This is a genomic window from Serratia sp. szju (genome assembly GCF_044594185.1).
In the GTDB taxonomy this organism is placed as follows: domain Bacteria; phylum Pseudomonadota; class Gammaproteobacteria; order Enterobacterales; family Enterobacteriaceae; genus Serratia; species Serratia bockelmannii.
Window position 1 is genome coordinate 628,304 of sequence record NZ_CP172576.1, and the last position, 20,064, is coordinate 648,367.

Annotated in this window: 19 protein-coding genes; 4 read left to right on the plus strand and 15 right to left on the minus strand. The window is 61.2% G+C overall.

The window, feature by feature from the left end; translation table 11 throughout:
- Positions 1 to 25 precede the first annotated feature (25 nt).
- Entirely contained in the window at positions 26 to 994 is a 969-nt protein-coding gene (locus RE418_RS03065) for an SDR family NAD(P)-dependent oxidoreductase (protein WP_089181657.1), read from the plus strand.
- A 14-nt stretch (positions 995 to 1,008) separates the two neighbouring features.
- Positions 1,009 to 2,016, plus strand: a complete 1,008-nt coding sequence (locus RE418_RS03070; protein WP_060434188.1) for an NADP-dependent oxidoreductase — start codon at positions 1,009 to 1,011, stop codon at positions 2,014 to 2,016.
- 26 nt (positions 2,017 to 2,042) lie between these two features.
- On the opposite strand, the gene RE418_RS03075 is transcribed toward RE418_RS03070, so the two are convergent.
- Positions 2,043 to 2,954, minus strand: coding sequence for a LysR family transcriptional regulator (locus tag RE418_RS03075; RefSeq protein ID WP_025305222.1), 912 nt, complete (start codon positions 2,952 to 2,954; stop codon positions 2,043 to 2,045).
- A 97-nt stretch (positions 2,955 to 3,051) separates the two neighbouring features.
- Between RE418_RS03075 and RE418_RS03080 the strand changes: the two genes are divergently transcribed.
- Positions 3,052 to 4,053, plus strand: a complete 1,002-nt coding sequence (locus RE418_RS03080) for a zinc-binding alcohol dehydrogenase family protein (RefSeq protein ID WP_049205434.1) — start codon at positions 3,052 to 3,054, stop codon at positions 4,051 to 4,053.
- A 31-nt stretch (positions 4,054 to 4,084) separates the two neighbouring features.
- On the opposite strand, the gene RE418_RS03085 is transcribed toward RE418_RS03080, so the two are convergent.
- The 4 genes from RE418_RS03085 to serB form a co-directional block, all read right to left on the minus strand.
- Complete coding sequence (locus tag RE418_RS03085; protein WP_025305220.1) at positions 4,085 to 5,518, minus strand: glycosyltransferase family 39 protein; 1,434 nt, start codon at positions 5,516 to 5,518, stop codon at positions 4,085 to 4,087.
- A 134-nt stretch (positions 5,519 to 5,652) separates the two neighbouring features.
- The gene (nadR, locus tag RE418_RS03090) at positions 5,653 to 6,927 is read right to left on the minus strand and encodes a multifunctional transcriptional regulator/nicotinamide-nucleotide adenylyltransferase/ribosylnicotinamide kinase NadR (protein ID WP_213928214.1); all 1,275 of its coding nucleotides are present in this window, start codon (positions 6,925 to 6,927) and stop codon (positions 5,653 to 5,655) included.
- A gap of 58 nt (positions 6,928 to 6,985) precedes the next feature.
- A complete protein-coding gene (radA, locus tag RE418_RS03095) occupies positions 6,986 to 8,371 on the minus strand; it encodes a DNA repair protein RadA (RefSeq protein ID WP_025159617.1) in 1,386 nt (461 codons plus the stop codon).
- A 19-nt stretch (positions 8,372 to 8,390) separates the two neighbouring features.
- Positions 8,391 to 9,368 (minus strand): phosphoserine phosphatase, encoded by a 978-nt coding sequence (gene serB, locus RE418_RS03100; RefSeq protein ID WP_016929162.1) that lies wholly within the window; start codon positions 9,366 to 9,368, stop codon positions 8,391 to 8,393.
- A 110-nt stretch (positions 9,369 to 9,478) separates the two neighbouring features.
- Here serB and RE418_RS03105 point away from each other — a divergent pair, with 110 nt between their 5' ends.
- Positions 9,479 to 10,162 carry a YtjB family periplasmic protein gene (locus RE418_RS03105; RefSeq protein ID WP_089181655.1) on the plus strand — a complete coding sequence of 228 codons (684 nt, stop codon included), beginning with the start codon at positions 9,479 to 9,481 and terminating at the stop codon, positions 10,160 to 10,162.
- Between the two features lie 169 nt (positions 10,163 to 10,331).
- On the opposite strand, the gene deoD is transcribed toward RE418_RS03105, so the two are convergent.
- The 10 genes from deoD to osmY form a co-directional block, all read right to left on the minus strand.
- A complete protein-coding gene (deoD, locus tag RE418_RS03110) occupies positions 10,332 to 11,063 on the minus strand; it encodes a purine-nucleoside phosphorylase (RefSeq protein ID WP_004933059.1) in 732 nt (243 codons plus the stop codon).
- 166 nt (positions 11,064 to 11,229) lie between these two features.
- On the minus strand, positions 11,230 to 12,453 hold the full coding sequence (gene deoB, locus RE418_RS03115; protein ID WP_043136044.1) for a phosphopentomutase: 1,224 nt from the start codon (positions 12,451 to 12,453) through the stop codon (positions 11,230 to 11,232).
- Positions 12,454 to 12,523: 70 nt separating this feature from the next.
- On the minus strand, positions 12,524 to 13,846 hold the full coding sequence (deoA, locus tag RE418_RS03120) for a thymidine phosphorylase (protein ID WP_043136047.1): 1,323 nt from the start codon (positions 13,844 to 13,846) through the stop codon (positions 12,524 to 12,526).
- Positions 13,847 to 13,912: 66 nt separating this feature from the next.
- A complete protein-coding gene (gene deoC / locus RE418_RS03125; protein WP_025305214.1) occupies positions 13,913 to 14,692 on the minus strand; it encodes a deoxyribose-phosphate aldolase in 780 nt (259 codons plus the stop codon).
- 370 nt (positions 14,693 to 15,062) lie between these two features.
- Entirely contained in the window at positions 15,063 to 16,340 is a 1,278-nt protein-coding gene (locus RE418_RS03130) for a NupC/NupG family nucleoside CNT transporter (RefSeq protein WP_038630188.1), read from the minus strand.
- 183 nt (positions 16,341 to 16,523) lie between these two features.
- Positions 16,524 to 17,306 carry a TatD family hydrolase gene (locus RE418_RS03135; protein WP_089181654.1) on the minus strand — a complete coding sequence of 261 codons (783 nt, stop codon included), beginning with the start codon at positions 17,304 to 17,306 and terminating at the stop codon, positions 16,524 to 16,526.
- The gene (locus tag RE418_RS03140; RefSeq protein ID WP_025305211.1) at positions 17,303 to 18,421 is read right to left on the minus strand and encodes a patatin family protein; all 1,119 of its coding nucleotides are present in this window, start codon (positions 18,419 to 18,421) and stop codon (positions 17,303 to 17,305) included. Before RE418_RS03140 ends, RE418_RS03135 begins: the two co-directional genes overlap by 4 nt.
- Before the next feature lie 10 nt (positions 18,422 to 18,431).
- Complete coding sequence (locus RE418_RS03145; protein ID WP_025305210.1) at positions 18,432 to 18,617, minus strand: stress response protein; 186 nt, start codon at positions 18,615 to 18,617, stop codon at positions 18,432 to 18,434.
- A gap of 68 nt (positions 18,618 to 18,685) precedes the next feature.
- Positions 18,686 to 18,847, minus strand: a complete 162-nt coding sequence (locus RE418_RS03150; protein ID WP_004857650.1) for a DUF1328 domain-containing protein — start codon at positions 18,845 to 18,847, stop codon at positions 18,686 to 18,688.
- A 161-nt stretch (positions 18,848 to 19,008) separates the two neighbouring features.
- Positions 19,009 to 19,623 (minus strand): molecular chaperone OsmY, encoded by a 615-nt coding sequence (gene osmY / locus RE418_RS03155; protein WP_025305209.1) that lies wholly within the window; start codon positions 19,621 to 19,623, stop codon positions 19,009 to 19,011.
- Between the last annotated feature and the right edge of the window lie 441 nt (positions 19,624 to 20,064).

Sequence of the window (20,064 nt, forward strand, 5' to 3'; positions counted from 1 at the left end):
AGCCAACCGCAGCGAGGAACGCCCAATGAACCGACAAATGCCCCTCAACACCAGCTTTAACGCCACCACCACCGCCGCCGACGTGCTCAAAGATCGGCAACTGGCCGGCATGACGGCGCTGATAACCGGCGGTCATTCCGGCCTGGGATTGGAAACGACTCGCGCATTGACGCAAGCGGGAGCACAGGTGATCGTCGCCGCCCGCAATCCCGTCATCGCCCGTACCCGTCTGGCCATCGCCGGTATCAGCAACATCGACATTTATGAGCTTGATTTGGCCGACCTGAGCAACATCAGAAAGTTCACGCAACAACTTCTGGCGACCGGCGTCCACCTCGATATGTTGATCTGCGGTGCCGGCATTATGGCCTGTCCTGAAACCCGTATCGGCCCAGGCTGGGAGGCACAATTCGCGATCAACCACCTGGGGCATTACGCACTGGTGAGCCACCTCTGGCCGGCATTGGCGGGCGGCGCCCGCGTTGTCGTCATCTCCTCTTCCGGTCACCATGCCAGCGCCATACGCTGGAATGACGTTCAGTTTCACAGCGGCTATGACAAGTGGCTGGCCTATGGCCAATCGAAAACCGCTAACGCGCTCTTCGCCCTCCAGCTTGACAAGCTGGGGAAAAACGCCGGCGTGCGCGCCTTCTCGCTGCATCCCGGCATGATCCCAACGCCGCTACAGCGCTATCTCTCGCAGGAAGAGATGCTCGCATTGGACTGGATCGACGCCAACGGCAAACCCGCCCACCCGGAAATGCTGAAGACCCCGCAACAAGGAGCGGCAACCCAGGTCTGGGCGGCGACATCGCCCCAACTCAATGGCCTTGGCGGACTGTATTGCGAAGATTGCGATGTCGCCCGGCGCAACGATGACACCGGCTTTTCCTTCAGCGGCGTAAAAAGCTACGCCGTCGATCCTGAACAGGCCCAACGCCTGTGGAAACTCTCGGCGCAACTCACCGGCGTCGATGCCTTCGGCAAGATTTAATCAGGAGCCCACCGATGCAGAATCGCCAAATCATCCTCGTCAAACTCCCGCAAGGAAAACTGACCGTCGATTGTTTTCAGACTCGGGAGGCCCCCATGCCGATCCCCGGCCCTGAAGAGGTTTTGTTGCGCACGCTTTACGTGCCTCTGGATGCGGCCAGCCGAGCCTGGATGCAGGGCGTCACCTATCGTTCCGGACTGCAGGCGGGAGACGTCATGGCTGCGACCGTGCTGGCCGAAGTCGTCGAGTCGCGCTCTCCCCTGCTGGCCGCCGGAGATTTAGTGCTGGCAGAAACCGGCTGGCAAACCTTCGCAGTCGTACCGGCGGCAGGCGCGCTCAAGCAGTCGGATATCGTTCCGCATACGCACTTGCTCAGCGTTTACGGCGTGCCTGGACTCACCGCTTACTTCGGCCTGCTGGAATGCGGACGCCCCAAGGCCGGTGAAACCGTCGTCGTATCCGCCGCCGCGGGGGCGGTAGGCATGTTCGCCGGACAAATCGCCCGGCTTCACGGCTGCCGCACGGTGGGCATTGCCGGCGGCGGCGCCAAAACGGCTCTGCTGACGGACAGGCTGGGGTTCGACGCGGCGATAGATTATAAAGCGGAAAATCTGCATGACGCCCTGCGCCGCTCGTGCCCCAACGGCATCGATGTGCTGTTCGACAACGTCGGCGGCAATATTTTGGCGACCAGTCTGCAGCACATGGCAAAACAGGGGCGCATCGTTTGCTGCGGCGCGGTATCGCAGTACGATACGGCCTCTCCGCCGGCAGCACCTGCCGGGATCCCCGGTGTGTTGATCGTCAACAGCTTGACGATGCGTGGGTTCCTGTTGGCCGATTTCCTTCACCGCCAAGAACAGGCGCTGGCGGCGCTCACGGTCTGGATCGCTGAAGGAAAACTTGCGGTCATCGAAGACCTGATCACCGGTTTCGAACTGCTGCCCGCTGCGCTGGTCGGCCTGCTGGCGGGCAAAAATAGAGGGAAGCGCATCGTTCAGGTGGCGCGGCCCTCCGTCTGAAGAGAAGGCTCTGCGCGCCCCGGCCATCATTCCCGCGCCAACTCGCGCGCGTAGTCGTCGAACGCCGGATGCTGCAGCACCACATCGATGAAACAGGCCAGCGCCGGGGAATTCAGCTTGCGGCTCGGGTAGACCAGATACAGCTCGTTCCCTTCCGCACGCCACGCCGGCAACACCTCCACCAACAGCTTCTGCGCCACCACCTCGCGGCTGAGAAACGCCGGCAGCAGCGTGATGCCGGCACCGGCAATGGCACATTCGCGTGCATACAGCAGGTTGTCGGTGGTGTGCGCCAGCGGCAGCTGCCAGCGGTAATAATCGTCGCCGCAGCGCAGGTTCCAGGCCGTCCAAGCCCGATGGGCGATGCAACGATGCTGCTGCAGTTGCTGCGGGTGTTCGATCGGCGGATGCTGCGCCAGATAGGACGGCGCAGCCAACAGATAGCGCGGCGCGTACCCGAGGCGGCGGCCGATCAGTGAAGAATCCTGCGGCTTGCCGGTACGCAGTGCGGCGTCGTAACCTTCCTGCACCAGATCCACCATGGCGTCGGACACCGACACCTCCAGCGAAACGTCCGGGTACTGGCGCTGAAAATCCGCCGCCAGCCGCGCCACCAGGGTTGCCCCTAGCCCGGCAGGCGTCGAGATGCGCAGGCGGCCGCTCGGGTTATCGCGCAGCCGCTGCAGCGCCAGATCGGCGCGTTCGGCGGCGGACATCATCGCCTGACAATGCTCCAGATAACGCTCACCGGCGAAGGTCAGGTTCAGCTGGCGCGTGGTGCGATTGAGCAATCGCAGCCCCAGCGTTTGTTCGAGCTGGCTGATACGCTGGCTGACGCTGGACTTCGGCAGCCCGACGCGCTGCGCGGCGGCGGTAAAACTGCCGCACTCCGCCACCAGCGCGAACAGCGCCATGTCCTGCAGCTGTTTGAATTCCATTGTTTACCTTAAACGAACACTCCGTTAGATATTGTCCATCTTATCACTCCACTGCTGCGGGTCTACACTGGGGGCATCATTTGAAAGGAGTACAATCATGTCGATAAAAGCCATTGCCGTAGACCCGCAGAACCCCGCCGGTTTCATCGAAATCTCACCGGAGATGCCGGTACCCGGTCAGTACGATCTGCTGGTGGAAGTGAAAGCGGCGTCGGTCAATCCGGTGGACACCAAAGTGCACGCCGGTCTGCAGAAAAGCGGCCTGCAGCAGCCACGCGTCCTTGGCTGGGACGCCAGCGGCATCGTGGTGGGCGTGGGCAGCAGCGTCAGCGGCTTCAAGCCCGGCGATGAAGTGTGGTACGCCGGAGACATCACCCGGCCCGGCAGCAACAGCAGCCACCAGCTAATCGACTCACGCATCGCCGCGCACAAACCGCGCAGCCTGAACTGGGCCGAGTCCGCCGCCATGCCGCTCACCGCCCTCACCGCCTGGGAAGCGCTGTTCGAACACCTGAACATTCAGGACGCGCCGGAGCACAAGACGCTGCTGATCATCGGCGGCGCCGGCGGGGTCGGCTCGCTGGCCATTCCGCTGGCCGCATTGCGCAGCAAGGTGAAAGTAATCGCTACCGCATCAAGACCGGAATCCGCCGCCTGGTGCCGTGAGCGCGGCGCCGATCTGGTGGTGGATTACCGCGATCTGAAGGGCAACCTGGCGCAGCAGGGCATCGAGCAGGTGGATTACATCCTGTGTCTGAACGACACCGACGGCCACTGGCCGGCGATGGCCGAGCTGGTCGCGCCGCTCGGCCATATCTGCACCATCGTCGAGAACGCGCAGCCGTTGGATCAAAACGCGCTGAAGCTGAAAAGCGCCGCGCTGCACTGGGAGTTCATGTTCACCCGCAGCATGTTCACCACCCCGGACATCGCGCAACAGGGCAAGATCCTGCAGCAAGTGGCGCAGCTGCTGGACGAGGGCAAGCTGAGCACCACGCTGAGCGAAACCCTGCACGGGCTGTCGGTAGACACGCTGACCGCCGCACATCAACAGCTACTCGGCGGCCACATGCAAGGCAAGCTGGTTATCGCTTACTAAGTTCGCATCGCGGCGGCGTTCTGCGCCGCCGTTATTGCGGACGAACGAAACCGACGCACAGCGTTTGCTCATCGGCCTGCGGATCGGCGCGGAAGGTTAGCGTCTGCTGCCAGTCGAGGCGCAGTTTCGGCCAGTGGGCCAGCTCCCCGCCGAAATCGCTATGCGCGCAGTCTTCACCCAACCGCCCGAACAGGGCGACGCCGTGCTGCGCAATCTGCGGATAGCTGATGTTGACGTTGTAGATATTCGGCCGCGTATGATTGGACCAGCGCGTAATGGTCTGCGGCCGGGAACCGGCGTACACCGTCATCCACTGCGACAGGTATTCGCCGCCGACGTAGCGTAGGTCGACGCCATACCGCTCCTGCCACAGCCGCTCCACCCCGGCGCTGAACGCCTTGATACCCACCATCTTCTGGCCGGCGTTGCGCACGTTGCCCAGCATCACCGCGGCATACCCCAGATAGACCGCCAGCGCTGCGCACATCAGCCCGAGGGTCGCCGCGCGCAGCGAACGCACCGGCGGCTGACGCACGCAGCCAACCAGCAGCGCGGGCGCCAGCATGAAGAACGGCTGCAGCCATTCGGTCAGCCGGCCGCCGACGTTGAAAGAGAACCAGAAGGTAATGATGCCGAGCGGCAACAGGTAGACCCACAGCAACACCCGCATCGGCAAGGCCGATGGCCAGGCCAGCACCGCCCCGCTGCGCCGCAGGATCCCCCATAGCACCAGCGACGGATAAAACACCAGCAGCAGCGACTGCAGCATGTCGAGATTGAGCTGCATCTTGATCTGCGAATCCACCCATTTGAAGGCGGCAAAGTCGTGATTCCACAGCCAGAACACGTTCGGCAGCACCAGCGCCAACCAGATCGCCACCGCTAGATAGAACTGCGGCTGGCGGTAGCAGCGGCGGATCTGCGGTACGAACAGCGTCGACAGCGCCGCGAAATAGACGAAGGCGAAGGTCGAGTACTTCGCCATCATCGCCAGCCCGGCGGCCAATGCGAAGGCCGGCCACCAGTTGGCCGAACGCGAGATCGCCAGGTGGAAGAACAGCGCCATCCACGGCCACAGCATCACCAACAGGTAGTTGTCGTTGTAGGGAATGATGTCGAAATTGATGATGCCGGACAGGTTGAGCGTCAGCAGCGCCATCCAGGCCAGCGAGGTGCTGCCGCTCAGGCGGCGCGCCAATAGCCAGACGCCCAACATGCCGATGGCGATGGCGATGAAGTGGCCGCCGTACCAGTAAACGTTCAGCGGCAGCCACGAGAGCCCGATCGCCGGTTGCATCGCCGCACCGACCAACCAAGGATTTTTCGGTGAGCCCCATTCGCCGTTGAGGCCCCAGTTGAGCGCCTCAACGGCGTCGTAAGGCAGGGTAGGATCGAGATGAACGGTCAGCAGCGTCCAGGCTGCGGCATAGCAGACCAACCAGAGAGCGAGTAAGCGATAAGACATGACTTCTTCTGAGCGTTATTGTAAAGAAAATCTTAACTTAGTCGCTGTCGAATGAACCATGTTTAAACAAGCCGTTAAATGTGCGCCCGGGCGGCCGTTTCTGCCGCCGCGATCGCACATTACGCTAATTTCCCTCAGCCTGCGGCGTGGCGATGGGCGGGCGCATTCGCCAGCCGGCCGGCGTCCGCCGCCAGCAGCTGTTGCACCAGCTCGACGCAGCGCAGGAAGCGCTCTTCGTAATCGCTGGACTCAACGTGCACGTACTCGATGTTGTTGGCGCGCAGCATCTCCTCCAGCAGGCGCTGGAACGCCAGGCGATCGGCGCTGCTGCCGAGGCTGCGCAGGCCGTCCGCCACCCACGGCGTGTTGTTTTCCAGCAGGATCACCAGATCGAAACGGTATTCGTCGATCAGCGCCTGCACGAAGGGGTGTTCACGCCCTTCGTACTTTTTGCAAAACGCCTGCGTAGTCACGAAATCGGTATCGATAAACGCCACCTTGTTGGCATATTTGACTGCGAAGTCCACGTATTGCGCCTGCCCGAGGGCAATTTTGTCGTAGTCGGAGTACTGCAGCGCCATCTCGTCGCCGCCCAGGTGCGAAAACACGTAATCGCGGCCATATTCCCAGGCGCTGGTGGTGTTGAAGATGTTGGCCAGCTTGTTGACCAGCGTCGACTTGCCGCTCGACTCACCGCCGAGGATCGCCACGGTGCGCACGAAGAACGGCTTCACCTCGGTCGGGATGTAATCCCAATAGCGGAACGGATCCTGGCGGATCTGATTGCCGCTGATGTTCATGAACGACCGTTCGGGATCGACCAAAATGGTTTCGATGCCCAGATGCTCGCGGTAGCGCGGCGCATCCTGCGCTTCGCTGGAATAGATAAAGCTCGGCACGATGCCCTTCTGTTCCATAAAGGCCTTCATGCCGTCGCTCCACAAGTTCCAGCCGTGCGGATAGGGTTCGATACCCTGCTCGTCGAACGAGTGGATATGGATGTTTTTCTGGTACTTGAAGGTCTGCAGCAGCCAGCGCAGGCGATCGCTGACCGTCGGCTGTTGCGACATCGAACTGTTCTCGAACAGCTCGCGGTCGCGCGGTTCGTCGTGGCACAAAATAACGTGCAACTCGTCCACCTGGCTGCAGGCGCGCTGGATCAGATAGATGTGGCCGGTGTGCAGCGGGTAAAATTTACCAAACACTACGCCGACTTTAACCTCTTTGCGCGGGAACTCCAGCCCGAGAAAACGGTGCAGCGCCTCGAGCTTTTGCGCGCTCGGGCTTTTGATTTTGTCGTTCAACAGCTGGCTCAGATAGCCCTTGGTCATGCCGCTGGCATCCGCCACCTGCTGCAGAGTACAACCCTTTTGCTTGATGGACGTCTTCAGGTAATCAAATTGCGGCATGGCCACCTCCGTTTAATATGCTAAACAAAATAGCATATCTTGCTCGCCGTCAGCGACATTAATAAAACTCTTCCAGCACGTCCAGCGCGTCCGCCAGCTTCTTGACCCCGAACACCTGCATGTTGGCCGGCGGCTTCTTCGGCATATTGCCGTGCGGCACGATGGCGCGCTTGAAGCCGTGCTTGGCCGCTTCGGAGATGCGCTCCTGGCCGCTCGGCACCGGGCGGATCTCCCCCGCCAGCCCCACTTCGCCGAACACCACCAGATCGTTCGGCAGCGGCCGATCGCGCAGGCTCGAGACCAGCGACATCAGCAGCGCCAGATCGGCGCTGGTCTCGCTGACCTTCACCCCGCCGACCACGTTGACGAACACGTCCTGATCCGACATCTGCAGCCCGCCGTGCCGGTGCAGCACCGCCAGCAGGATCGCCAACCGGTTCTGCTCCAGGCCCACCGCCACGCGGCGCGGGTTGGACATCATCGAGTGATCCACCAGCGCCTGGATCTCCACCAGCAGCGGCCGGGTGCCTTCCCACACCACCATCACCGAGCTGCCGGAAGTGACTTCATCGCCGCGGCTAAGGAAGATCGCCGAAGGGTTGCTGACTTCGCGCAGCCCCTGTTCGGTCATGGCGAACACGCCCAGCTCGTTGACCGCGCCGAAGCGGTTCTTGTGGCTGCGCAGGGTACGGAAGCGGGAATCGGCGTCGCCGTCCAGCAGCACCGAACAGTCAATGCAGTGTTCCAGCACTTTTGGCCCGGCCAGCGAGCCATCTTTGGTGACGTGCCCGACCATCACGATCGCCACGCCGCGCGTCTTGGCGAAGCGCGTCAGATAGGCGGCGGTTTCCCGCACCTGCGCCACGCTGCCCGGCGAAGACTGAATGTCCGCCATGTGCATCACCTGAATCGAGTCGATCACCATCAGCTTCGGCTGCTCCTGCTCAGCGATCAGGCAGATCTGCTCGATGCTGGTTTCCGACAGCATGTTCAGGCCGCCGGTCGGCAGCCCCAGACGGTGAGCACGCATCGCCACCTGCTGCAGCGATTCCTCGCCGGTGACGTACAGGGTTTTCATCTGTTCGGACAGTTTGCACAACACCTGCAGCAACAGGGTACTTTTGCCGGCGCCGGGGTTGCCGCCGATCAGAATGGCGCTGCCGGGCACCACGCCGCCGCCCAGCACGCGGTCGAACTCGAGAAAGCCGGTAGTGAAGCGAGGCAGCGCCTCCAGGCTGATTTCCGACAGCTTCTGCACCTTGCTGACGCCGGCGTCGCCGGCATAGCCGCTGAGGCGATCGTTGCGCGCCGCTGCGGGCGACGCGGCCAAACGCACTTCCGTGATGGTGTTCCAGGCATGGCAGGCGCTGCACTGCCCCTGCCAACGCGGATAGTCCGCCCCGCACTCATTGCACACAAATGCCCGTTTTGCCGCTTTTGCCACGTCTTACCTCAATCTTTCGTTATCGCACTTCGTGTTTCAGGCTGCCGGTGAGAATACACAGCACGCCCATCAGATCCGCATGCCGGATCGCCACCTGCGCTTTTTCATACACTTTCGGCTTGGCGTGGTAGGCGATGCCCAACCCCGCCGCCTGCATCATTTTCAAATCGTTGGCGCCGTCGCCGATGGCCACGGTTTGCGCCAGCGGGATCTCCAGCTTCTCCGCCAGCCGCAGCAGCGTATCGGCTTTGAACTGTGCGTCCACCACCGGCCCCAGCACTTCGCCGGTCAGCTTGCCGTCGCGGATCTCCAGCTCGTTGGCCGCCGCCGCCACCAGCCGCAGCCGGTTGCGCAGGTATTCGGCGTAGTAGGTGAAACCGCCGGAGGCGATCGCCACATGCCAGCCCATCGCCTGCAGCTTGCCCACCAGGCTGGTCAGCCCCGGCATCAACGGCAGTTCGTCGCGCACCTGCTTGAGGATATTGGCGTCAGCCCCTTTCAGCGTGCCGACGCGCTGGCGCAGGCTGGCGGTAAAATCCAGTTCGCCGCGCATCGCGCGTTCGGTGACTTCCGCCACCTGCTCGCCGACGCCCGCCAGCTTGGCGATCTCATCGATGCACTCGATCTCGATCGCCGTCGAATCCATATCCATCACCAGCAGCCCCGGCGTGCGCAGGTGCGGGATTTTGCCGAGCGGCGCCACATCCAGCCCGCTCTCCGCCGCCAGCAGCTTGGCGCGCGGCGTCAAGGTTCCCGCCAGCCGCACCACCTGATAGTCGTCCACGCCCCAGGCGGTGACGATCACCATCGCCGCGCCCAGCTTGCGTTGGAATTGGGTAATGCGCGCCTTGTCCAGCTTTCTGCCATATAACAGCCACCCGGTATTACCCGCCCGGTAGTCCAGCGGCATCACTTCGTCGCCGCTGAGCGAAAGGGGAAGACCCGGCCATTGAGAGATCTCCGCCGGAAGATCGCAATAGGTCAGACTGTTTGACATCATTGACTCCTGAATGGACAAAAACGCTGCATGATAAAACGACGCATCAAGCTATCCTATCGCCAGCGGTTCTGGCAACATAAAGTGTCCCCGATGCCCAAGGAACCTGCATGGCTCGCGCTAAACTGAAATTTCGCCTGCACCGCACCGCTATTATCCTGATTTGCCTGGCTTTGCTGGTGCTGCTGATGCAGGGCGCCTCTTATTTTAGCCTGAGTCACCAAATGGCGCGATCCGAGCAGGTGGAAGAGCTGGCGCAGACGCTGACCAAACAGGTCGCCTACAGCCTGGCGCCGCTGCTGGACGACGACGGCAACACCCCGCGCATCGACGCCATCCTCAAGCAGCTCACCGATCACAGCCGCATTCTCGACGTCAGCGTGTATCAGCAGGATGGCACGCTGGTCTCCCACGCCGGGGAACAGATAAGTATACGCGATCGCCTGTCGCTCGACGGCAAGCGCGCCGGCAGCTATTTCAACCACCAGTTGGTCGAATCCATTCAGGGCAAAGACGGCCCGATCGGCTTTATCCGCATCACCCTCGACACCCACGTGCTGGCGACCGAATCCAAGCAGGTGGACAACACCACCAACCTGCTGCGCCTGATGATCCTGCTGGCGCTGGCGATCGGCATCATTCTGGCGCGCACCCTGCTGCAACACCGCCGCAGCCGCTGGCAGCAGTCGCCGTACCTGTTGACCGCCAACACGCCGTTGGCAGAAGGCAATACGGTGGAAGACGACGAAGAGGATGCGCCGGAGACAAAGCAGGAAACGCCGAAGAAGGAATAACTCAGGCCAGGCGTTGAATGCGCTCGTGCCGTTTTCTTGTCCTTTCGGTGAATAGATTGTCCGTAACAACGGGATCCACAACCAATTGAAAGGTAAAGCGTTAGCCAAAAATGGCCGTGCGGAATGAATAGATTGACAGGCGGGCGCCATGACGACGCCCGCCGCGGTATTACGCTTTGTCGCCCAGCAGCACGGATTCCAGCGCGATAACGATCATTTCGTTAAAGGTGGTCTGGCGTTCCGCCGCCGTGGTCGCTTCGTGACGCAGGATGTGGTCGGACACGGTGCAGATGGTCAGTGCCTTACAGCCGAACTCTTCGTACAGCTCCGCCGCCACGCCGTAGATGCCGGCCGCTTCCATTTCCACGCCCAGGATGCCGTACTTCTTCATCACCTGGAACATGTCCGGATCCGGGGTGTAGAACAGATCGGCGGAGAAGATGTTGCCCACGCGCGCCGGGATGCCCTGCGCCGCCGCCGCGTCGACCGCGTTGCGCACCATGTCGAAGTCGGCGATCGCCGCGTAGTCGTTGTCCTTGAAGCGCAGACGGTTCACCTTGGAGTCGGTGCACGCGCCCATGCCGATCACCACGTCGCGCAGTTTGATATCGTCACGCACCGCGCCGCAGGAACCGACGCGAATGATCTTCTTCACGCCGAATTCGGCAATCAGCTCGCGCGCATAGATGGAGCAGGACGGGATGCCCATACCGTGGCCCATTACGGAGATGCGGCGGCCTTTGTAGGTGCCGGTGAAGCCCAACATGCCGCGCACGTTGTTCACTTCCACCGCGCCTTCCAGGAAGGTTTCGGCGATGTATTTTGCGCGCAGCGGGTCGCCCGGCATCAGTACTACGTCAGCGAAATCACCCATCTCAGCATTAATGTGCGGCGTAGCCATAATTTTCTTCCTTTAGAAATCTTATTTAATAAAAACGTCAAACATCTAAGCCTTGAATGTCGAGTTGCAGCCAGGCAGCTAGCGGGTGAATCCCCAGTCGCTTACTTGAGTAAGCGACTGGGGTTCACGCGTGAAGCTAACAACGCTACGGCTTGAAAGACAGAGCTTAGAACAGGGTCTTACCGTAATCCATCGGCGACAGGCCAAAGTAATTGGCGACGGTCTGGCCGATGTCGGCGAAGGTCTCGCGGTGGCCCAGCGAGCCCGGTTTCACTTTCGGGCCGTAAACCAGCACCGGGATGTGCTCGCGGGTGTGGTCGGTGCCCGGCCAGGTTGGGTCGCAGCCGTGGTCGGCGGTGAAGATGATGATGTCTTCGTCTTTCACCAGCTTCAGCAGCTCCGGCAGGCGGCGGTCGAACAGCTCCAGCGCGGCGGCGTAGCCCGCCACGTCGCGGCGGTGCCCGTAAGAGGAGTCGAAGTCCACGAAGTTGGTGAACACAATGGTGTTATCGCCGGCCTTTTCCATTTCAATCAGGGTCGCGTCAAACAGCGCATCGATGCCGGTCGCCTTCACCTTCTTGGTGATGCCAACGTTGGCGTAGATGTCGGCGATTTTACCGATCGACACCACTTCGCCGCCCTTCTCGTCCACCAGCTTTTTCAGCACGGTCGGCGCCGGCGGCTCTACCGCCAGATCGTGACGGTTGCCGGTGCGCTGGAAGTGGCCCGGCTTATCGCCGACGAACGGACGCGCGATCACGCGACCGATGTTGTAACCGCCTTCGGTCAGCTCTTCACGCGCAATTTCGCACAGCTCATACAGACGATCCAGGCCGAAGGTTTCTTCATGGCAGGCGATCTGGAACACCGAGTCAGCGGAGGTGTAGAAAATCGGCTTGCCGGTTTTCATGTGCTCTTCGCCCAGCTGATCGAGGATCACGGTGCCGGATGAGTGGCAGTTGCCCAGGTAGCCCGGCAGCTTGGCGCGTTCGACCAGTTTGTCCAGCAGCGCCTGCGGGAAGCTGTTGTGCTCGTCCTTGAAGTAACCCCAGTCGAACAGCACCGGCACGCCGGCGATTTCCCAGTGGCCCGACGGCGTGTCTTTACCGGAAGAGAGTTCGCTGGCGTAAGCGTAAGCACCGATGATATCGGCGTTGCGATCCAGCCCCTGCGGGAAGTTGCCGGTGGACTCTTCCGCCGCTTTGCCAAGGCCCAGACGGCTCAGGTTAGGCAGCGTCAGCGGGCCCTGGCGGCCCACGTTGGCCTCACCACGCGCGCAAACTTCGGCAATATGGCCCAGGGTGTCGGAACCCCGATCGCCAAAACGTTCGGCGTCTTCGCTGGCACCGATACCGAAGGAGTCCAATACCATAATAAATGTACGTTTCATCTGTGCTCTCCTGCGTGTTCTCACGCTTTGGACGGCCGCGAAAAAGCCGCGGTCGTTCCTGATTCTTGGGTTATTCCGTGATGCGCTTATACACCACCGGCGTCGCTTCCGGCGCCTTGTCGCTCAGCGTCATTGCGCTGCGCACCGCATCGGCCGCCAGCTGCCAGCTCTCTTCATCGTTGGCGTGGATCATCGCCAGCGGTTGCTGGGTATCCACCTTATCGCCCAGGCGTGCCACCTCGGTCAGGCCAACGCTGTAGTCGATGGCATCGCTCGCCCGGCGACGGCCGCCGCCCAGCGACACCACCGCCATACCCAGCGCACGGGTATCCATGGCGCTGATGATGCCCGGCTTTTCAGCATACACCGGCTTGCTCAGCGTTGCCGCCGGCAGATAGCTATCATAACGTTCGACGAAGTCTATCGGCCCTTGCTGCGCTGCCACCATGCGGCCAAACACCTCAGCCGCTTTGCCGTTGTCCAGCACCGCCTGCAGCTTGGCGCGCGCATCGGCCTCGTCTTGCGCCAGGCCGCCGGACAGCAGCATCTCCACGCACAGCGCCAGCGTCACTTCCAGCAGGCGCGGGTTGCGGTATTCGCCGGTCAGGAAGCGCACCGCTTCGCGCACTTCCACCGCGTTGCCGGCGCTGGAAGCCAGCACCTGGTTCATGTCGGTCAGCAGCGCGGTGGTCTTGCAGCCCGCGCCGTTGGCTACGCCGACGATCGCCTGCGCCAAATCCTGCGACAGGGCATAGGTCGGCATAAAGGCGCCCGAGCCCACCTTCACGTCCATCACCAGCGCATCCAGCCCTTCCGCCAGCTTCTTGGCCAGAATGGAGGCGGTGATCAGCGGGATCGAATCCACGGTGGCGGTGATATCGCGGGTGGCGTAGAAACGTTTGTCCGCCGGCGCCAGCGAGCTGGTCTGGCCGATGATCGCCACGCCGACGTCCTGAATAATTTTGCGGAAGGCGTTATCGTCCGGGAAAATATTGAAGCCCGGAATGGCTTCCAGCTTGTCCAGCGTGCCGCCGGTATGCCCCAGGCCGCGGCCGGAGATCATCGGCACATAGCCGCCGCAGGCCGCCACCATCGGGCCGAGCATCAGCGAGGTCACGTCGCCCACGCCGCCGGTCGAATGCTTGTCGACGATAGGGCCGTTCAGCGCCAGGCTCTTCCAGTCCAGCACGGTGCCGGAATCGCGCATCGCCATGGTGAGCGCCACGCGCTCCGGCATGCTCATGTCATGGAAATAAATGGTCATCGCCAGCGCGGCGATCTGTCCTTCCGACACCACGTTGTCGCGAATGCCGTTGATGAAGAAGCGGATTTCCGCTTCGCTTAACGGCTGGCCGTCGCGTTTCTTACGAATAATTTCTTGAGCCAGGAACAAGGCATCCCCCTGTGTCGCCGAGAGTCGGTGCAGACGGGCGCGCCTGGCGCCCGCCAACGAAATCGATCAGTAACCGCCGCCGGCGGTCTGGGTCTGGTGGCCCAGCGCGGTCAGCAAGCTGGCCAGCAGGCTGGAAGCGCCAAAGCGGAAATGCCGCGCGTCGGCCCACCCCTCGCCCAGAATACGATCGGCAAGTTGCAGATAATGCAGCGCGTCTTCCGCGGTGCGCACGCCGCCGGCCGGCTTGAAGCCCACGGTCTTCGCCACGCCCATATCGCGGATCACCGACATCATCAGCTCGGCGCTCTCCAGGGTGGCGTTGACCGGCACCTTGCCGGTGGAGGTCTTGATAAAGTCAGCCCCGGCCTTGATGGCGATCTCGGACGCTTTGCGGATCAGATCGGCCTGCTTCAGCTCACCGGTTTCGACGATCACTTTCAGCAGCACGTTGGCCGCCTGGCATGCCTGCTTGCACTGTTTCACCAGCTCGAAACCGACCTGTTCGTTGCCGGCGATCAGCGCGCGGTAAGGGAACACCACGTCCACTTCATCCGCGCCATAGGCGATGGCCGCGCGGGTTTCCGCCAGCGCGATGTCGATATCGTCGTTGCCATGCGGGAAGTTGGTCACGGTGGCGATACGGATGTCCGGCGTGCCTTGCTCGCGCAGCGCCTTACGCGCCACCGGGATAAAACGCGGGTAGATGCAGATGGCCGCCGTGTGGCCGGCCGGGCTGTTGGCCTGACGACAGAGGGCGATCACTTTCTCGTCGGTGTCATCATCATTCAGCGTGGTTAAATCCATCAAGTTCAGCGCACGTTGCGCTGCTGCGGTTAATTCGGTCATAAAACTCTCCAACTGAGTACCTGGGTGTTGGCGAGCGGACTTGGTTCCATGAAGATAGCGCAGGGGAACGGCGTTCCCGCGGCGGCAACTGAGATCCTTCTCACCGCACATGGCCACCCGCCTTGCGGCCGGCCAGTAATAGCTATTTGAACACGAATGCCGAGGGCGATTCGCGTTCATCGTCACACTATATGAAATAGCACTGTAACAGACCGGAATTATATGTGAAGAACATCACAAAATAACGCGATATCGTTCACAAATTCGCTAAAGAAGCGGCTGAAGATCGCGGGTGCGACAAACACCCACGTTGCTTAGAGTATAGGCGGAGTCCCGCGATCGGTCGCGCCGTCGCGGGCTCCGTGAAGGCTTACAGCGCCAGGAAGAAACCGGCGATGGTGGCGCTCATCAGGTTGGACAGCGTGCCCGCCGCCACGGCTTTCAGACCGAAGCGCGCGATGTCATGGCGACGGTTGGGCGCCATGCTGCCCAAACCGCCCAGCAGGATCGCCACCGAGGAGAGGTTGGCGAAACCGCACAGTGCAAAGGAGATGATCGCCTTGGTGTGCGTTGACAGCACCTGCAGGCCTTCCGCCGCCACCACATCGTCCGGGCGCAGATAGGCGCCGAAGTTCATGTAGGCGACAAACTCGTTGACGATGATCTTCTGGCCGATAAACGAACCGGCGGTCATCGCTTCACTCCACGGCACGCCGATCAGGAAGGCGATCGGTGAGAACACCCAACCGAGGATCAGTTCGAGCGACAGCTGCGGGTAATCGAACCAGCCGCCGATGCCGCCGAGAATGCCGTTGAGCAAGGCGATCAGCGCGATAAACGCCAACAGCATCGCACCGACGTTCAGCGCCAGCTGCATGCCGGAGGCCGCGCCGGAAGCCGCCGCGTCGATCACGTTGGCCGGACGCTCTTCTTCGGCGATCAGCTTCATCGCATCGTCTTTATCGTGGGTCTGCTCGGTTTCCGGCACCATCAGCTTGGCGAACAGCAGCCCGCCCGGCGCGGCCATGAAGGACGCGGCGATCAGGTATTCCAACGGTACGCCCATCTGCGCGTACCCCGCCAACACCGAACCGGCCACCGAGGCCAGGCCGCCGCACATCACGGCGAACAGTTCTGACTGGCTCATGGTGGCGATATACGGGCGCACCACCAGCGGCGCTTCGGTCTGGCCAACGAAAATGTTGGCGGTCGCCGACAGCGATTCGGTGCGCGAGGTGCCCAGCAGCTTGTGCAGGCCGCCGCCCAGCACGCGGATCACCAACTGCATGATGCCGAGGTAGTACAGCACCGCAATCAGCGAGGAGAAGAACACGATCACCGGCAGAACGCGCAGCGCGAACACGAAGCCGCCGCCGCCGAACACTTCGAACATCTTGTCGGACACCAGCCCGCCGAAGATGAACGAAATGCCCTGATTGCCGTAGGCGATAACGTTTGCCACGCCGTTAGACATACTGCCGAGGATGCTGCGGCCCAGCGGCACGTAGAGCACCAGCGCGCCGATGCCGATCTGAATGATGAACGCCCACACGACGGTGCGCAATTTGATGGCCCGGCGGTTGCTGGAGAGCAGCACCGCAATGGCGATCAGCACCGCCATGCCAACCAGACTCATGATGAGTTGCATGCAAAGTTTCCCTGTTGCAAAAAATAAAATACATCCCTGCTCATGAAGAGAGGTCTGCTATTGGAGAGTTTCGGGGGGATTATACTGAGCGAGGTCACCCTCGCACCGATTTATGTCACAAATGTATACAACGAGACGCAAATGAAAATCTTATAACGTGATACAAGTCACGTTATGTTGACTTCAATTTGGCATGGCGAACAGCGTTTGGGTATTGCGTTGCAGGTGGGCGGCGATCTCGTCGGCCGGCTCCGGCCGCAGTTCACACAGCGTCTGAAACACCTCGGCGGCGCGCTCGGGGCGATTCGGTTGCCCCTGATAGCCGGCCAGCGGCATGTCCGGCGCATCGGTCTCCAGCAGCAACGCCTCTAGCGGCAGCTGCGCCATCACGCCGCGCGTTTTCTGCGCCCGCTCATAAGTGATGGTGCCGCCCACGCCGATGTAATAGCCGAGGCGAATAAACGCCTGCGCCTGCGACAGGCTGCCGGCAAAGCCGTGCACCACACCGCGACGCGGCAGTTGCATGCGCCGCAGCGCGGCGGCCAACTGATCGTGGGTGCGGCGCGAATGCAGGATCACCGGCAGGTCATATTGTTTCGCCAGCTTCAACTGGGCCAGCAGCAGGCTTTGCTGCCGCTCGAACTGTGGGTTGTCCATATACAGATCGAGCCCGATCTCCCCCACCGCCACCAGCTTGTGCGGCCGCTCGGCCAACAGCATCGCCAGCTGTTCCAGCTGCGGCTCATGATGCTGCGCGATATATAGCGGGTGCAGACCCAGCGCGGCGAACAGCGGCGCGTGATCCTGCGCCAGCCGCAACACCCGCGCGAAGCGATCGGCAGTGACCGTCGGGACGATGATGCGCTGCACGCCGGCGCTTGCCGCCCGCGCCAGGCTCTCGGCTTCATGCCCGGTAAAGGGCGGAAAATCGAAATGGCAGTGGGTGTCAGTAAAGGCGTAACTCACAGCGCTCCCCCTTCACCCGGCGGCAGATCGCCCGGCAGGATGATTTTCGGCGCCGCTACCGCCGCCTCCGGCTGCGCCGCCCGCTCGGTGGGCATGGCGATGTCGGTCACGATCGGCGAAGGCATTCTGACGTTCTCCGGCTGGATCAGGCGGCGCGACAACGCTTTTCGCACCTTGATGCCGTCGGGCTCCGGCTGTGCCATCCACTGGCCGACGGTGGCCAGAAAGTAGCGGCCACAGCGGCGCCCCAGGTGATAATCCTGATTGAGCGCTCCCAATCGGCTGCCCAGCGCATTGCTGGCCAGCGGCTTCGGCGGGAAGATCTCGAAGATGCGCAGCTTGCCCGGCGGCTTTTCGATAAAGCGCTGGATGCGGTGATAGCTTTGCTCGTGATGCTGCAGGATGCGCACCATCTGCTGCAGGCTGCTGTCGCTCAGCCAATGCTCCATGCGCTTCATCCACTGCGGGGTGTAGTACATCTGCGAAGGCACGGTGCGGATCACCACGATAGTGTCAGCGCCGCGGCGATAGGCCTCTTCCACCGGGATCGCATCACTGATGCCGCCGTCCTGATAGCTGACGCCGTCCAGCTCCACGCCCTGGCGATAGAAGCCGGGAATGGCGCTGGATGCCTTGATGGCCGGCAGCCAGCGTTCGCGCTGCGCAGGCAGATAGGTCGGCTCGAAATCGTCGCTGCGGCAGGCGCACAGTAAGAATTCGCGCCCGTCGGTAAAATGCTGTTCCGCCACGTCCATCGCCAGCGGCATCTGCGCCGCTGCCGTATCGACCAACCAATCGAGATCGATGAGATGCCCGCCGCGCACGAAGCGCAGCGGATTGAAGAACTGTGCCGAAGTGGTGTAACGGGTGATCACCCGGCGCGCGTAGCCCATCTGCCCGCAGATATAGGCAGACAGATTCTGGGCGCCGGCCGACGTGCCGATCAACAGATCGAAAGGGTTAAAGCCGGCGCGCTGAAACTCGTCCAGCACGCCGGCGGTGAAAATGCCGCGCTGGCCGCCGCCTTCGCAGACCAGCGCCATTTTGCCTGGCCGAAAGGGTTTAGACGCCAGCGGTTCTATATTGCCGAGCGTGATGGGTATTCTGTATCCCAACTTGGCATCCTCAGTGAGACGTTTTCTCCGAGGATACCGCGTCTCGCTCTCTTCCGTAATCCTCTTGCAGTACGCCGGCGAGGAAATCGTTGCTGCCGGCCAGCCAGGCGCAATCGCTGCCGGACCATTCGGCCCACGCCTGCCATACCTGGCCTTTCAGCTGTTTCCAGCGCCCGACGATGATGTCGCTGTTCATGTCCGGCCCTCCCCGACGTGAGAAAAGGAGTTAAGCTTTGTTACAGTTTACGGGAAAATGCCGGCCGGCTAAGGGCGCCGGCGGCCGGTGAACAGGCTGACCAGGAACAGGATGATGCCGACAACGAACACGATTTTAGCCGCCCAGGCGGCGGTGCCCGCCAGCGAACCGAACCCCAGTGCCGCAGCGATAAGCGCGATAACTAAAAAGATAATGCCCCAACGAAACATAAGCTTCTCCTTACCATTGTGAAAAAATTCGCTGCCGTCTACCGCCCCGACAACGGGACATCGACGGCAAATCAGTTTCTTTTTTTGGTGGTACACGTCGGGCCGCCTTGACGGCCCGACAGATGCGGCTTGTTGTTACTTGTTACGGGCGCCTGGCAGAATTACTGCTTAACCACCAGGTCGTTTTTCACGCTTTTCACGCCATCGATAGCCTTGGCGATGCTTTCGGCACGCTCAGACTGCGCCTGCGTTTTCACTTCACCGGAAAGCTGCACCACGCCATCGGTGGTTTCCACTTTCACATTGCGCGACGGCACGATGTCATCAGCCAGCAGCTTGGCTTTCAGCTCACTGGTGGTGGCGGTGTCGCCGGCATACGATTTGATCGATTGGTTGGCTTCATCTTTCACGTGCAGCTTGTCGCTAACGGTTTTGACGCCTTCCACCTTGCCGGCAACCGCAACTGCATGCTCCGCCTGCGCCTGGCTGCCGACAAACCCGCTCAGGATCACGGTGCCTTTTTCGGTTTTCACCGAAATGTCAGTGCTTTTGATGGTCTTATCGTCCACCAACGCACTTTTAACTTTAGCCGTTATCGCGCTGTCATCCATGTAACCGTCAACTTTTTTCATGGAGCTATCGATTTTGGCACCGGCACTGTCCGCGGCGTTAGACGCCTTGTTGAGCAGACTGTCTTCGGCTAGCGCAGTGCCGCTCACCAAAGCAGAACCCAAAACAACAGCCATCAGCGAGTGTGCAAATTTGGTCTTTTTCATCGATCTCTTCCTTTTGTTGGGGGCCCGCAGCGCCAGAGTGCCGGAACCCTTCAGCCACCTTCACGCGGCCTCTCGGTAAATACTTCATCATCGCTATACGATTAAGCGTTCACGACAGGAGTATTGCAACGGCCGTGCCAACTCAAAAAACACTTTAAAAATCAAAGAAAAAAATCCAGAAGTCGGATTTTTAGCCAAAAAACTGTCGTCTATTGGCGACAGGCTAAGTTACACAAAACTGAAATATAGCTATCTCATTGATATTTAAAGATACTGACTGTCTCCTATCGGCAACACATCAGAATAACTCACCAAACAAGCAACGTATTACAGTGATTTACTCTCAAGCAATGTGCGGACATCTCGTTAAAGATAGACCATCAGACGGAAAACGCAGGCCGAACGAACATCGCCTGGCGATAACGGTTTGCAGGATAAAAT

Excerpts from the sequence above, each read along its gene's own strand:
- RE418_RS03065 (WP_089181657.1), top strand. The coding sequence starts at position 26 with ATGAACCGACAAATGCCCCTCAACACCAGCTTTAACGCCACCACCACC.
- RE418_RS03070 (WP_060434188.1), top strand. The coding sequence starts at position 1,009 with ATGCAGAATCGCCAAATCATCCTCGTCAAACTCCCGCAAGGAAAACTG.
- RE418_RS03075 (WP_025305222.1), bottom strand. The coding sequence starts at position 2,954 with ATGGAATTCAAACAGCTGCAGGACATGGCGCTGTTCGCGCTGGTGGCG.
- RE418_RS03080 (WP_049205434.1), top strand. The coding sequence starts at position 3,052 with ATGTCGATAAAAGCCATTGCCGTAGACCCGCAGAACCCCGCCGGTTTC.
- RE418_RS03085 (WP_025305220.1), bottom strand. The coding sequence starts at position 5,518 with ATGTCTTATCGCTTACTCGCTCTCTGGTTGGTCTGCTATGCCGCAGCC.
- nadR (WP_213928214.1), bottom strand. The coding sequence starts at position 6,927 with ATGCCGCAATTTGATTACCTGAAGACGTCCATCAAGCAAAAGGGTTGT.
- serB (WP_016929162.1), bottom strand. The coding sequence starts at position 9,368 with ATGTCAAACAGTCTGACCTATTGCGATCTTCCGGCGGAGATCTCTCAA.
- RE418_RS03105 (WP_089181655.1), top strand. The coding sequence starts at position 9,479 with ATGGCTCGCGCTAAACTGAAATTTCGCCTGCACCGCACCGCTATTATC.
- deoD (WP_004933059.1), bottom strand. The coding sequence starts at position 11,063 with ATGGCTACGCCGCACATTAATGCTGAGATGGGTGATTTCGCTGACGTA.
- deoB (WP_043136044.1), bottom strand. The coding sequence starts at position 12,453 with ATGAAACGTACATTTATTATGGTATTGGACTCCTTCGGTATCGGTGCC.
- deoC (WP_025305214.1), bottom strand. The coding sequence starts at position 14,692 with ATGACCGAATTAACCGCAGCAGCGCAACGTGCGCTGAACTTGATGGAT.
- RE418_RS03130 (WP_038630188.1), bottom strand. The coding sequence starts at position 16,340 with ATGCAACTCATCATGAGTCTGGTTGGCATGGCGGTGCTGATCGCCATT.
- RE418_RS03145 (WP_025305210.1), bottom strand. The coding sequence starts at position 18,617 with ATGAACAGCGACATCATCGTCGGGCGCTGGAAACAGCTGAAAGGCCAG.
- RE418_RS03150 (WP_004857650.1), bottom strand. The coding sequence starts at position 18,847 with ATGTTTCGTTGGGGCATTATCTTTTTAGTTATCGCGCTTATCGCTGCG.
- osmY (WP_025305209.1), bottom strand. The coding sequence starts at position 19,623 with ATGAAAAAGACCAAATTTGCACACTCGCTGATGGCTGTTGTTTTGGGT.